The sequence below is a fragment of the Clostridioides sp. ES-W-0016-02 genome, assembly GCF_020641035.1.
In the GTDB taxonomy this organism is placed as follows: domain Bacteria; phylum Bacillota; class Clostridia; order Peptostreptococcales; family Peptostreptococcaceae; genus Clostridioides.
This window is the reverse complement of the sequence record NZ_CP061361.1, coordinates 2,566,035-2,581,651: the sequence shown is the minus strand read 5'-3', so window position 1 is coordinate 2,581,651 and position 15,617 is coordinate 2,566,035. Positions and strand designations below refer to the sequence as shown.

The window sequence follows — 15,617 nt, the reverse complement described above, 5'->3', positions numbered from 1 at the left end:
GGGTGAAAAAATGGATTTGAACTTTGAAATTAAACTTATTATAGAGAATACTGAAATAAATAAGTTGATAAGCTTTAATAAACATATAATTAAAAAAAATCTAAAGCTATACCCACACGAAGAACTTGAAGTTGATTCAAAAGAAATAACCAAGTATTTTGCTAAAGAGTTAGATAGATATAGTATTGAAAATAATATACATATAAGTAAATTAATGGTTGATGGATATGAAATAGAGTCGTTAACAGAGGGTGTATATATTTTTTTTAAAACAGAAAATACAGAATCATTCTCGCTATCTCCATCTATAGTTGCCGTATTGGAAGAAGAAAAAAATGTAATTATAAAAGAAAATAAAGTGCTAAGCTATACTAAGTTTAAATTGCCAGAAAGAGTGGAAATAGTTCCATATATGAATATTAACATAGCAAGTAGAATGAAAGCATTTCAGTCTGGGATAGGAGATTATAATGATTGTAAGTTATATAAATCAGAAGATACTACATATAAAAAGACATTTAAACTACTAAATAAAATATATGGAATAAGAGCAAGTAACAAGGTAAAATATAACACTATAAAATTTTATTATAGATATAAGATGGAAGCTAAAACTAATTACATTACTTATGATTCTAAAGTAAGTATTAGAGTAAGTGCAAGAGAGGTATCCCAAATTAGAGAAAAAATTGAAGGAGAACCATTTGGGCCAACATATAAATCTGAACTAGATTTAGACTATGTATTTGATGAGCATACTCAAGTAGCAGATATTTATTTATATAGTTTGATACCAGAATTAAAAAATAAAGATTATTCAAAGAGATATAAATTTGATATAGAAGTTTACAATATAAAAGGACCAGTAAGAATATATTCATATACACATGGATATAGGGATTTTTTAGAAGACAATAAAGCTGATGCCAACGTTAAATTTAGTGAATATGGTTATTTTGACCATAAAGTGTGTATAAAAGCTGTAGAAGTTATAAGACAAAAAGAATATATTGAAATATTTCCACCACTAGAATATGATTCGCTTGTTGGAGCCATAAATGGAGATTTTGAAGTATCAGAAAATGGAAAGAAGGATATGGTAGATACAGCTCCAGTTTTTGAAGCTTCTCTTGATGTCTATGATAGAAAATATTATTGTATAATAGAAAAATTTAGTCCAGAAGAAGCATATGTTTTATATGAGTTTGATAATCAAGTAGATGAAGAAGACTATACATTAATTAATGGAGACAAAATAAAATTTTATTCTGATTCTATAATTTCAGATTCAACTGAGTATAAGGAATTTTTAGGACAAGTTGATAGAGGAGAGTTCATAATTGATGATAATAGAAAGCATACCTATGTTTATGGTCTTACAGAATTTAGTTTAAATTCAAATGAATATAAAAGGTTTGAGCTTGTAGTAGAAGCTAGTATAAGTGATGTGATGATTTTAGATTATCCAAAAGTGCTTACTATAAGATATGGATATATTGATGATATTATAATTGTATCCTTGAGAACATTACAAAATGCTTTAGCACGTTGGTGTCCAAGTATACATAATGGATATTATTATTATAATCAAGAGGAGTATTATTTATATAATAAATGTAATATGAATGGTCAAGAAAAAATATTACAGGATACCTTTAATAAATTTAGAATACTAATTAAGATTACTTTGAATGTATCAGAGCCAACAGGGCAATTTGAAAGGTATGATATTAGAAAATTTAATAAAAAAGACTTATTACTGGATAGTTCAAAATTTGTATATAAAGATAATATGTTATGGCCAAAACCAATAAAATACTATAACGATTATTATTACGATTTTCTGGAAGAATATATTTATGAAACAACACCTTTTTTATTTAACAAAAAACCTACATCCATTCAAGAAATATCATGGATACAAAAATCCAATGAATTTAGTACTGTAGATGTATTTTATGTAGGTCATAATGATATTTATGGAGAATGGATGCAACCAGTTAAATTGATTTATGGAGAGCCCATTCCTTTAAATTTAATATTGTGTAAAGTTTTTAAATTAAGGTTTATACTTAAACCTTCTAAAATGCCCAAACTACAACATAGAGAGTTAATTTATGAATGTGAATCTGATTGGAGAAACTTTATTGATTCTTTCCTTAGTTTTAATTTTTATTATAGAGAAGAAGTATTGATGCCGTTATCGGATAATTCCATATCAATATCAATAACTAACATAATTGATTTAGGGGATACAATAGAAACCACAGAGAATTTAAAATATATAATGCCATCAATGAAGTTTGATGGAGAAGTAGAATTTTATGTACAAGATGATAATGTATTGCTTAATTTAGAAGGAAAACTAAATTCAGATAAATGGATTCAAGTAGAAAATAATACCAAGATTGAAACTAAAAGATTTGTGAGATTTAAAATTGTTTTAAAAGAGGGAGCAAAACTATATAGTTTAAACCTAAAAGTTGGAAGATATGAGTATACAGGAATGAATTTAGAGACTTTTTTACCCTCAATAGGGGATATAAAAGTTAAAGCCACTTACAATCCTACAGAATACTCATCTAAATATGAAAATATAATATCTTATAATCTACCGTATGATACTCAACCATATACAATTATAAAAAATATTGAAGAATATGCAGAAACAGTTGCAAAAGCTAATAATTTTAAACTAGAAAATATAAAAAGTATAAAATTTACTAAGGTAGATGTATATTCTGAAGAATATAATATTTTATATGATGGAGATGATAAAGTAACTAAAAAACCAATAAAAGCACAATCATTATATTTATCTGAAAGTGATTTTATAGTAGAATCAGAGCAAGATGGAATAATATTTAAAGTTCCTTACACTAAAACAATAAGAATGTCTCCAATACCACAACAATATTCACCTATTATCATATATGAAATTGGAATAGAAGAACCATATACTCAAGTATTTTTTGTGAGTGAAACAGGAGAATATTCACTTGAAAGTGAAGAAAAATTTGAATCTCTTGGGTTTAAAACTTTATACTTACAAAACATAGATATAGATGAGACAACAATAGTTATTACAATAAATGAGGTATTAATGAAGGACTATACTATTGAAAATAATGTTATAGTTTTTGAAAAAGAGGTTCCTAAAGGAAAGATAATAAATGTTAGATACAAGATTAAGAACTCTTTTATAGCTTTGTATGACTATGAAAAAGATGAAGTTGAAATAAAATTACATAAATTTGAAGAAAAGTATCCAAATAAAGTGAAGGTCTATTTTGAAACTCATAAAACATCTTCACTAAAAGAATTAAAGCATATATCACTAAATCCAATCTACAATACCCTATACAATGGATATATATACATATCAGATTATACCTTAGAACCATACTTTTTAAGGATATATTCAGAAACCAACTTTGTGTTTGCAAATGGAAAAGATGATATAAGCATCTTAATATCAGTAACAGATATGTATAATAATCCAGTTGAAGGTGCTTTTGTAAATATAGAATCTGCTCTTGGAACAATTGAAAAATTAAATGATAGAACTGATATTAATGGAATAATTCCATGTATTTATACAAGTTGGACAGGAGATTGTATAGATGTTATAAAGGCAATTGCTAATGAAAATGCTAAAGATGAAATCACTATAGTAAATAGAAAAATATAGATAAGCTACAAAAGGGGTATGTTTTATGGATATTAATAAGTTGAAAACATTAAATTATAAGATAACAAATGGGTCTAATCTTCAAGGCGTTATTTTAATAAAAGAAGGAAACATAAATTCTCTAGGAGAAGCATATAGAAAAGGTTCTATTGAAGAAGAAACTTTTTTAAAATTATCAGGAAATGTTAATTTTAGTATTTTAAATAATATAATATATTTTAATTATTATGCAAATGATTTATATATTGGAGAAGACTCTTTTGATTTTATTGTGACATTAGAAAATGGAATGACATACATTCAAACAATAGGTATTTTAATTGAACAAAAAATAGTGAGTGTAAATACAAAAGAAAGATTTATAGAAATATATTTTGATAATGAACAAGATAATAGAGTAGCTGTAAATATATCAAGTAATATTAACCAATCTATAGAATTACCAACTACAATAGTTTATAGTTCAACTGATAAAGAATTTAATATTGATAAATGTGTTGAAACTAATGATGCTATAAATAATTTTAGTGAAATAGCGTATCCTTTATATGATTGTAAGGTTGAGATAGTAACTAAAGCTACTAATGAGACCGTAAATAATGGGGCAAGTATAAAAGTCGTTAATAACGCAAATATATCATTTATAAAGAGTAAGAAATTTTTAGGTGATGAATACGGGAAAATTGTATTTAAAAACTTTGTAAATAGAGAATATAATATTGATTCACCTACAAAAGAAATTGTTTATATAGTTTGGCATGCAAGAACAATTGTAACTGAATATAAACCCAAAGATGATATTATAGTAAGTCAAAGACCTGATGTAAGTATACCTAATTTCAAGTTACCTATTATGGACTATCCACAAGCACCAAAAGATGAATCTATTTTAGAAAAAGAAGAATATGTATCTGGAGATTTATTTTCTAATACAAAAGTACATAAAGAATTTGATAATAAAGGAAATAAATCTATTAAACTTGGAAGAAATGTTCCAAATGGAGCAGTAAATTTAGCTTATTATTATAATACAACAGCCTCACTAGATGATACTGTTTCTGTAATAGAGACTAATACAAATAATGTAACATTGCATTTTGTTGAAGATTGGATTCACAGAAGAGATTTAGCTACAAAAAATGATGATTACTTTCCAGAAACTATTGAATTTACTGGTGAAAAAGGCACAGAATTAGAAGGGTATTGGGGTGTTTTATATAGAGATTTTGTTATGTGGGATGAATCTACAGTTACTGATTTTAAACCAGAGCATAAAGTTCAACATGAGGAATTTAAAGGTCTATTAGCTAAAAGAGTGCCTATAGACAAGATATACAATGATGGTGATAAGTATGGTGTTTTAAATTTGACAAACTCTATATTTGAAGCTGTAAGCTTTGTGGAAACTGAGAATGAACTTATTGATTATAACCCTAAAACTTATAATGCATATACACGATATGAAGGTTTGGTTAGAAAGTTAAAAGTATTGTATAATGGGTCAGCTAAATATAGTGGTGTTGTAAATAAAAAAGATGAAATATCAAATATACATCCAGAACAGGAAAGAGAAATAATAATGTATCCAGATGAAAGTGGTCTTTTACATAGAATTGATGGAGAATATTTGATAGATGACGATTTATTTTATATTACAAATAAATTTAAGGACAACATACCACTGTATTACAGATATAAGTTAAAGTATAAAATTTATGATAATGTCGGATTAGATATAAATGGTTTGTATAATTCAGAAAATATAAATCTCATTTCAGAAAATAATTATCCAATAGATGAAAATGAGTTTAAGTACAAGGTCTTTATAGAAAAAACTAAATATGAAAATGTCTATGATGCATATCTATATACATCATTTGTACCAACTGTAGAAAATCCTATATATGTTATGTATGATGGATTGACAGAAGAAGCTTATGGAAAAGATAGTGTAAATCCTTTAGAAACTAAAGCAGGTATACTTGAAAAGATAAGTCCAATTCAATGTTGCGATTTAGATTCATATAGAGTAAATAGGTTTCAAGATATAACAAATAAGTCTTCTATAGAGGTATTTGAATATGAAATATTGGAAGACAAAAGAAGTAAAATACAAATTGAATACATTATAATGGCGGATGAGTTAGAAATAGCTCCTATTACAAAGGAAATAATAAATAAAAAATATGCGTTATACTCAGAACTTGCTAGTTTTAAGAATGAGGACATGATTATATCTGAAAAGGATACAAATGGATATATGACAGCAAGAGAGATGTTTATGAAGTACTCATCAGTTGAAGACAGAGATAAAATAAATGAAAACTCAACTTTTAGAGTTAAATATAATCTTCAAAATTTAGATACTATGTATTCAAAAGATAAGACTTTGATATATACAGCATCAGATGGAAATGGATTTATATATGGAAGAACATATGAAGATACTGGATTTCCAGAACAAGATTCAACTACTCTTGGAGATATTAAAAATACTAATATGTTAGATAAAGATTCTATATATAAATCAGCGAATGGAAAAGTTTATAAAGGATATTCAGTAGTGTGTAGAAATATAAATCAAATTGTTGTGGGAACTCCTCTAGAAAAAGAGCCCCTAAAAGGTTGGTTTCCAACTATTAAATATGCTTATTTTAGTAAAAAATATGAAAGAATCGATAAAACAATAGAAATTATATATTCCATACCAGAATATGATTTACAGATATTTGGAAAGTATGACAAACCATATATTGACATATCTGGAGAAAAAGGAAGTTTTGTTGGAAATAGTACTATTAAGGTAAAAAATACTCCAATGTATATAGAAGTTGATAATAGCTGGAAGCCAACTAATTTAAAAGTTTATAAAATGTTAAATGATAAAGATAAAAAAGAACTTGAAATAAAAGGATTTAATTTTAAGTATGGATTTATAGAGATTAATGATTCAGTAAGTGATAATGATAAGATATTAGTAGATTATACTTATGAAGAAAAGAATCTTCATTACAGAGGCTATTATAAAAACCAAGATAAAGATAGCAAAATTATAGATTTAAATTTAAATCCAAATATGTATAGTTTTTATACAGACACTTCTAATGAACTAAATGAGATGAGAAATTCTTATGATTTATTTAATCGAACAATTCACTTTTTTTTAAAACCCATGAGAATAATAGACAGAGGCACAGGTGAGATTTTAAAGGACAACTATTTTTGTGTATACCATAAATTTGATGATCAAGAAGCTTTAGAACCATTTGACTTACATATAGGTAGAATTTTTGTGAGGCATCATACTTCATTAAAATCCACAAATTTAATAGATACTAGATTGAGAGGCGGAGGTATTATCAAAGAAATGGAAGATATACTTCGTCGAGATTTAGAGCCTGAAAGTGATTATTATTTAGATATTGGTACACTTGATGGTAAACCATATCAAGAAAACTCTGTAATTATAATAAGAATAGATAGTAAGCTTCTTTATAAAAATGGAGGAAGATTTTCTGAAGAAGATATAAAAAAAGCTGTTCAAAAGTGGGCTGCTTATGGTAGCTATCCTATTATTGAATTTGTAGATGTAATAAGTGATGATGAGTTACCTCAGACTAGCATAGAAGTCAGTAAAAACATAGATAATCAAAAACATGTAAGACCAAGTATATGGATAGAAAATGTAAACTATAATATATAACTGTATTTTAATAATTATACAAAATATATTTAAATGAAACTCGTTATAAACAATTAAATTAAAAGATTAATAACTATAATTTTAAAAATATACTACTAGATTAAATGAGGTGATTTTATTGGGTGTTTTACCTTCAGCAACATTGCTTACAAATGAATTGAAATTGCATGATTTCAAAGGTGTTAAGTTATCCGTTACATTTGGAGATGCTGATTTAAATGATGGATATTCATATGCAAAAATGAATTTTAGAGCAAGTGACATTAAATTTGATTGGTGGATAGATAAACCAAGATTAAATATTATAACAAGTGAACTGACTTTAAATGATAAAAAAGTTTGGAGTGAGTTAAATCATGGTCCTAATAGTGGATTGAATGCAGATTGCCTAGATGGGTATCATGCTGTTGATTTTAAAGATAGATTGGGATACAACCATTTTAAACATGCTGCATTGGTGTCCCATAAAAGATATATTAAAATAGCCACATTTACTCCAAGAAGAGTTGGAAATGTACCTGATTTTTCTACAGATGGTAAACTTCCATATCAGGGGATATTTGCAAATAGTCTAGTGGCTAAAATGAAAAATGAAGATTACATTGATGAATTTGTTAAATCTACATCTAATTATATCGATTACACAAAACCGAATATAGGAAAATTCGACCACACTGATATGATGACAGAAGGAATTTACAACTCCATATTTAGAGGGTCTATAACTTTTCTTAAAGAAAACAGTCCAACTACTATGGATATTCATATTGGTTTATTTGAAGACCCTACAAATACAAATAAAGATGGATGGACTTGTACAAACAAGTTTTTTTATGTATCATTACATGATGAAAAATTACCATTTTTAAATGAAGGTTTGTCTTCTGAAGAAAATTTAATAAAAGAAGATGAATTTAGAGAACAAAAAAACAATGGTGGAAAAATTAATTTTGATAAAACTATAGCTGATAAAATAGAAGATTCTATAGAAAAATCAAATTTAGAAAAAGAAAATATCTCAATGTATGCAAGTGTAACTTCACCAAGCGAAAATCATGCACATGAAAGACCTCTTGATTTAAGTGGATATAAGACTCCTCCAGACCCTAGTAAAAATGACTATAAAGCTGAACAATTTCCACCATATAAACATGAAGGGGATAGCTATCAAAAAGAGATAGATATACTAAGGTTATATCATGTGAAGTCAGATTCTACTACAGTTGATGGTGTGGAAATAGTTACTCACAAATTTGAATTATACTTAGCTATAGATGAAAAAACAGAAGTACATATACAGCCATATATGTCCAGTTCTTGTATAGTTCATCAATATCAAAGCCCAGTTACAATATCTGGACTTCCTGAGACAAATCATTTTATAAAGCCAAAGTCAATTTACGATAATAGATATTCCCATATTAGACATAGACATTATGATTATGAAGCTAGAATGGATAAGATTGATAGCGAAGTAGAGGAAATTTGGGATACTTTTGACTATTATGTTGTAATAGCTCAAGGAAGTGATAATGCTAGAAAAATTCTTATGACAGATGATAATGGAAATGTTTTTTGTTCAAATGATAATATGGAAAGGCACACTGATTATAGGAGAAATGGTTCAAGAGTTTTAGTTAGTGATACAAATAAGTGTATTAGTGAAAGTTCTGTTACAACTAGGGAACTTGCTCAACTTAAAGAGGTAAGAGCCAATGTTCAAGAACAGTTAGACGAACTAAGAGATGATATTGATGATATAAAAAGAGACATAATCAATATAGAAAATGAAATTAAAAATATTAAAAAAGATTATGTCAAAAGACGAGGAGATTCTATGTATGGAGATTTAACTATGATTCAAAATTCTAAGATAGTTATAACTGATGAAGGAAATAGAAAAATATCATTACGTGGAGATATGGAAGGTGCTCTAAATGCTGATAGTGATGGAGAGATTGACCATTTTTGTTTATATGATGAAGCTATTAAGTACACAGATCATAATAAAAAGGAGAGGGTAGGTAGACGAATATTATCATATAGGCCTCAAGATGGAAATGGTGGATGTGTGTGGTTTTTTAATAATTCTATCCGTCTTGGAGATGGATTTGGCCTACCAGGTCCTAAATTTTCATTATCTTATTGTCCTCCTGGAGACTATCCTCCATTTAAAAAACCTAAAGTAGGTGATATATGGATAAAGCATATATTGGATACAATATCAGAAAGTAAAAAAGAAGATAATGATAAATACCCTATAGGTCTTTATGTTTGTACTAAAAGTGATGATGATGGAAGTAGTGGTAAGAAATATAAAGCAGAATGGACTCCAATAGCACAAAAAAAATAGTAAGTATACTAGATAAAGGGATTGTTTTAATTAAAATTGAAACAATCCCTTTTATAGTAATCACATATCTTATTTTCGGCAAACTTAAATTGCAATATTTATTTATATAAAAAATTATTAATATAATTTAAAAAATGTTAAACAAATTGCTATATAGATAAGGTATATTAAAAATAAAAGTAAGTTTACAAAAGTAAAATGATATGCAAAAGAGGTGAGTTTATTTGGAACATCCCAAGATAAATATATGTAAATCTACAGAAGGAAATTTGTTACACTATATTTATAGATTTAAAAATATTTCATCAGAAACAGAAATAGAAGAATATATAAATAATCAAGACCCAATTATAGAAATATTAGAAGAAAATGCTGATATAGAATCGACTAACATCAAAGATTTTTTACTTAGTAGAAATGATTTTCCAAAAGGATATGATGGGTATACTGAATTTACGCTACCATTTGAAATAGTAATTCCTTTTAAAAAATTAATTGTGAATTTAAAAAATGATTTATCATCAGCACCTCAAGAAAAAATAGAAATACAATTAAGTTCATATCAAACTATATCAAGAATTTTATTTAAGAAAAGAAATAATTATAATGAATATGAAACATATAGGATTATAACAGAACAATATGAGATTGACGATACAATAAAGATTAGAAATAACAATGGATTTCTAATAAAAAAATCTAATGTGGAATATAATAAAATCACATTAGATTTTTCCATAGATATAGTTACACATATAGATATACATGCACATGGAGTGTTTGATCCAGTAGTAGCTACTATAGAAGGAAAAAATTACACATTATTTTATCAAATGAAAGAAAAGCAAAAGAATAAATATGAATATAGAGTCATAAGTAAATTTCCTAGTGGAAATATAACAGAACTATCAAATCTAGGAATTTGTGAATTATCTGAAAGTCCAGATAAAATAACTCAAATATTAGAAGTAAAAGAAGATGACCCTAAAATAACAAAATGGAAAGAGATAAAAAGAGAAAAAGCATCAAAGGATATAAATATTAATAAAGAGGATTTATACAGCAAAGTAATAAATACAATAACTAGCCAAGAAGTACATTCAGATGATTCTACACTAATAACTGATGGGATAAGATATGTAAAGTTACCAAATATATGGCATAAAGATAAAAGAGAATTATTTTATAGAAAATCTAGAGTTTTTAGAATGAAAAACATATATAAAAACATATCAACAGACTACTGTAAGCCAATAATATTTCAAGATAAATTTGAAGTATTAATTGATAAAATGGTTATCTATAGAAAAGATGTAACGAATTTAAATGAAAACGATCAGAAAAAGCCAGTTGATATAACAGATGAAAAAGTCACCATATTTAAAACATATATAAGACAAGGTGGTAAGTACTATAATGATTATATAAATAATATAGAAGATAATGGTGCAGTTGAGATGGTTGTGTTAAATTCTAGATATCCACTTTTATCAATAAAAGATTACTGTTTGTACTCAAATAAGTACAACTATACTATATATTTATATGATGAGAAAGGAAATATATCAGACCCAGTAGTGGCTGTATTATAGGTGTACATATGTATGATAATATCAATAGTCTTTCAAAAATATATACAGAAAATACAATAACTTTTTCAAGGATAAAAAATCTAAAATGTATAAGTTATAAATTGTATGTAAATGAAAAGATAGGAGAAAGATGGCAAAGTTATTTATTAGCAGAAATACCAAATCCAAAGGTTGAAGTGCTGTTGAATGAAAATAAGGTGCTAGAGTACAATTCGAATCAAAAGTGGGATGTATCTAAGGCTATAAGTGGGACAGTAAGTAAGTCTATAAAAGTGAGTGTAAATAACATAGAGCTAAATAATAGGAATTATACATTTAATTCTAAGTTTAAAATTTTATATATTCATATAGAACTTTCTCCTACAGACTTTGTTGAGATACAATATCAAGTTGATAAGATAAAATACGTGCATAAGACTTTAAATAAATGTGAATACAGTGTAGTACCTGTTTTTGATAAACAATATTTAACAGGGCAGCACTCTTTATTATAGGTGAGTTATGAGTGAAAAATTTACTAAGATTTCAAGAAAAAATATAATAGATAAACTGTATACTGATGAAGATATGATTGAAAATTCATTTGAAAAGGATATATCTTATTATTCAGATAATTTATTTTTTGATAGAGCTTTATTTAATTTTGATAATAATAGATATGCAAATTCCTTATTTATAAATGAATTTAAAAATAAGGAGTATTCTGATGTCCAAAATAGTAGTGATATAAAGTTTGATTTTGATAAAACTTGTATATATTTAAATGAAGGTAGCAGTTTTGGAGAATATAATTCAGTTGATATTTATACTCATGAACATAAAAGTTCTTCATTAAATAATTTTTTTCTGATTGTAGACCAAACTATACCAAATGGTTCGGAAGTAATCTATTATCTAGTAACTGATAAAAAAGAAGTGCTTCAGATAAGAGCAAATAATACTGTACCATATACTATACAAAAAGAAGAAGATATACCTAAAACAGTAAAAGTAAGAGCTAAGATATGGTCAAATTTAGCAGGAGAATCACCTAAAATTAATGCAATAGCACTTCTCTATAGTGATGATTTTACAGAAGCTCAAATGGGGCTAATTAATCCTGATTTAGGAAGACTCCCAGATACTGAATATCCAGAATTAAATGATGTAACAACTATATTAAGAGATTCTAAAAATGATGATAAATTGATAAAAGTAAGTAATGCAACTGAAGACATAGTACTTAATTATGCTGAAGAAGGAAATTTAGATACAATAAATATTTATGAAACTGTATCAGGAGATAAAAAAGAAGATATTTATCTTATATATGATGATTACGAAAATAGTGATAAAGAGGTTGAAAAAGTCTTGATGCAGATCATAAGTAAGAAAAAATAGTAATGTATATAGACAATATGGTGAGTTGGTGAAATATGAGAATACAACAGAAAAAAGAGAATATTTATGTAAAAGGTTTAGATAAAGTTGATGCGTACTTAATAAATATAATTCAAAGATATTTTGAATATGATGGTAAAAAAATATTAGGGTCTAAAGAGCAAATCATAGATGAGGTTATACAAAGAGTTAAAGAAGATTTAATATTACCTGAAATTCAAAATTTATTTGAAGAGTTTTTGTTAAAAAAAGGAATATCATTTGATGAAAATAAAGTGATAATAACTAATAAAGATTTAATAATTATCAATGGTCAAATAAAAGAAGAAAAAAATAATGAAGGAATATAAAATCATAATATAAACATAAGGAGGAAACTTTATGCACAGTTTTGAAAGAGATAAGTATTTCATTTCAAAAGAAAGTTTAGAAGGATATACTATGGAAAGTGGTATTATCATAGGAAAACAATTAACTAGAGAATTAGAATTAATGGATGAAAATATGTATGAAGTTCATAAATTATCTCTGTGGACTAAGTTGCTAAAAGAAGGAATTAGACCTATTAAATGGAATAAATCAGAATGGAATGGCACTAAGATAGAGTTTGAAGTAATGAAAACTAAAGAAGATGTAAAAATGGCTGTAAATGAGTTAATTAATCTATCTAATAAATGTCATGAAAAGTATAAATTAAAGGCTGGAATGTAATATGCCAAATACTTCATTGAATATAAGTAAAATAAAAGATGAGATTATAGAAGCTGTTGTAAGAGAAATAACATCCAATTGTTCTACTGATGAGGAAAGAGAAATTTTAGAAAATGAATTTGAGACAAAAATTAAAAATAATACATTGATAACGAGCTTAGATGAGCATGAAATAAGTATTAATTCTCAATCAATTAATAAGACTATGAACGAACTGTATATAGATTTACTGACTAGTTTTGGTGTAGTTAACTCAATGAGTGAGTTGATATCAAAGTATGATAGTATGAGTACATCATATATAAATAGTATAGCGACAAAGATAAATCAAATAAAAGATAAACTAGAGAGTTGTAGATATTCTACCTCATTTAAACATATGCCTAAATTTATAATAGAGAGATTTAGAAACTCAAACAATTTCGATAAAAGTAGAAGTATTCAAAAAGATAGATATGGTCAATGGATACCAGAAAAGTGTTATGTTAATTTTGATGAAAAGGAAAACATATTAACATTACCATTTTTAAAACGAGATAACATGTTAAGATATGATAATAAAGTCTCAACAGCATCTTTAAATTATAAGTTTCAGCTTGGTGAAGGATTTATAAAATCTTACAATAATGGAACATCTCTTGAAAATGCTATAGATGGAAATCCAACATCATTTTGGAGTGATACTATACTGTCAGATGCTCCATTAAGTGTTTCGTTTGAAAATAATAAACCAAAAGCTCTATATGTAAGAGATAATTATTTTTATGGAATAGACTCTGGGGCAGTTTGTGACCTTGAACTTAATTTTGAATCTATTAATAAAATAAACGAAATAAACATAACTCCATTTACAAAATATCCTATTGATATAGTTGCTATAAGATATAAAATGACAGATGATGAAGATGAAGTGTTGATAGAGTTAGTAACACCAGATAATAAAGACAAAACACTAAAAAGTGTTTTTACTAGAGATAAAGTTACATTTAGATTTCCAGAAATAATATGTAAGAGGATATACATATTATTTACACAGAAACATTATATAAGAGAAACATATGTATATAATCCAACTGAGGTAAATAAAAATTTACTTTGGTTTAATAATGAAAATGATAGAAAAGAAAAAGTAAGTAAAGCTGTATTTAAACCAGTGTACTATGATAGAGAAATGGTTAATTCTCTATGGCAACAAATGAATGATAGAATATTATCAGATTCTTATGATGAGCTACTATCTAGAATAGTTGGAAATGACAAGTTGAATCACAAGGTATTAAAATATGAATACAACTATGGTTTATATGATTTAGGATGCTATAATAATCATTTTGATAGAACTGGCTTTTATATAAGCAAATCTTTAAATTTAAATTCTAATATAAAAAGTGTACAGATAGTAACTGATGAACTACATCCTAAAAATTCACTTGGAAAAACTGTCACCGACATAGAATACTATATTACAGTATCTGATAATCCAGATGCTAAAGATTGGATTCCTATATTGCCAATGAATAAGGAGATTATAGAATCTGAACTTTTATTTATAACAGGAAGTACTAGAGCTTATTTTAGATTTGAAGCAGAAATCGTTTATAAAGTAATGAAAGATGGAGAAGAGATACCTTTAGATAGTGAAGGATTTTATATACATAAAAATCAAAAAACTGGATTTTTTTGGTGTATTCAAATATTTAATTATGATTATAATGCAGTATATAGTATAAGTTATAAGCCTGTAAGGGGCAGTGATTCTGTAGATTTTGCATCAAAGTTAGAAACAACTATAGAATCTTTTAATGGAGAAAATAAATCAAATTTTGAACTTAAATACAGTCCATTTACAGAGTCTACAGTGGATTATTGTGATGTAAAAGTGGTAGACACATTAAATCAGAATATTAACTGTGAAATAGAAACTCTAAATGTGACAGATATATCAGAAAATGGAAGTAGTTATAAGAATTTTGATAATTTAAATGACAAACTTCAATTTTATATATTTAAGAACTCAATCTATTTTAATAGAGAGATAGAGAATAAGTATATCATAGATATATCATATAAACATTTAGTATCAAAAATAAAGTTAAAAGCATTATTTAGAAGAAATACAGTTAAAGATGGATGGTTAACACCTGCTTTAAAAGAAATAAAATATATGGTAGATACATTTTAAAGGTG

Annotated in this window: 9 protein-coding genes; all 9 read left to right on the top strand. The window is 26.3% G+C overall.

The features are described 5' to 3' along the window. Positions 1-10: 10 nt before the first annotated feature. A complete protein-coding gene (locus tag IC758_RS12380; protein ID WP_227860500.1) occupies positions 11-3,691 on the top strand; it encodes an Ig-like domain-containing protein in 3,681 nt (1,226 codons plus the stop codon). A gap of 25 nt (positions 3,692-3,716) precedes the next feature. Further along, positions 3,717-7,394: a virion structural protein gene (locus IC758_RS12375; RefSeq protein WP_227860499.1), complete on the top strand. Its 3,678-nt coding sequence runs from the start codon at positions 3,717-3,719 to the stop codon at positions 7,392-7,394. 118 nt (positions 7,395-7,512) lie between these two features. Continuing rightward, the gene (locus IC758_RS12370) at positions 7,513-9,747 is read left to right on the top strand and encodes a hypothetical protein (protein WP_227860498.1); all 2,235 of its coding nucleotides are present in this window, start codon (positions 7,513-7,515) and stop codon (positions 9,745-9,747) included. Positions 9,748-9,971: 224 nt separating this feature from the next. Continuing rightward, positions 9,972-11,339, top strand: coding sequence for a hypothetical protein (locus tag IC758_RS12365; protein ID WP_227860497.1), 1,368 nt, complete (start codon positions 9,972-9,974; stop codon positions 11,337-11,339). An 8-nt stretch (positions 11,340-11,347) separates the two neighbouring features. Beyond that, the gene (locus IC758_RS12360) at positions 11,348-11,833 is read left to right on the top strand and encodes a hypothetical protein (protein WP_227824069.1); all 486 of its coding nucleotides are present in this window, start codon (positions 11,348-11,350) and stop codon (positions 11,831-11,833) included. Positions 11,834-11,840: 7 nt separating this feature from the next. Further along, positions 11,841-12,719, top strand: coding sequence for a hypothetical protein (locus IC758_RS12355; RefSeq protein WP_227830660.1), 879 nt, complete (start codon positions 11,841-11,843; stop codon positions 12,717-12,719). A 35-nt stretch (positions 12,720-12,754) separates the two neighbouring features. Continuing rightward, positions 12,755-13,069 carry a hypothetical protein gene (locus tag IC758_RS12350; protein ID WP_227830659.1) on the top strand — a complete coding sequence of 105 codons (315 nt, stop codon included), beginning with the start codon at positions 12,755-12,757 and terminating at the stop codon, positions 13,067-13,069. A gap of 31 nt (positions 13,070-13,100) precedes the next feature. After that, a complete protein-coding gene (locus IC758_RS12345) occupies positions 13,101-13,430 on the top strand; it encodes a hypothetical protein (protein ID WP_227830658.1) in 330 nt (109 codons plus the stop codon). A 1-nt stretch (position 13,431) separates the two neighbouring features. Next, positions 13,432-15,612: a virion structural protein gene (locus IC758_RS12340; protein WP_227830657.1), complete on the top strand. Its 2,181-nt coding sequence runs from the start codon at positions 13,432-13,434 to the stop codon at positions 15,610-15,612. The last annotated feature ends 5 nt before the right edge of the window (positions 15,613-15,617 follow it).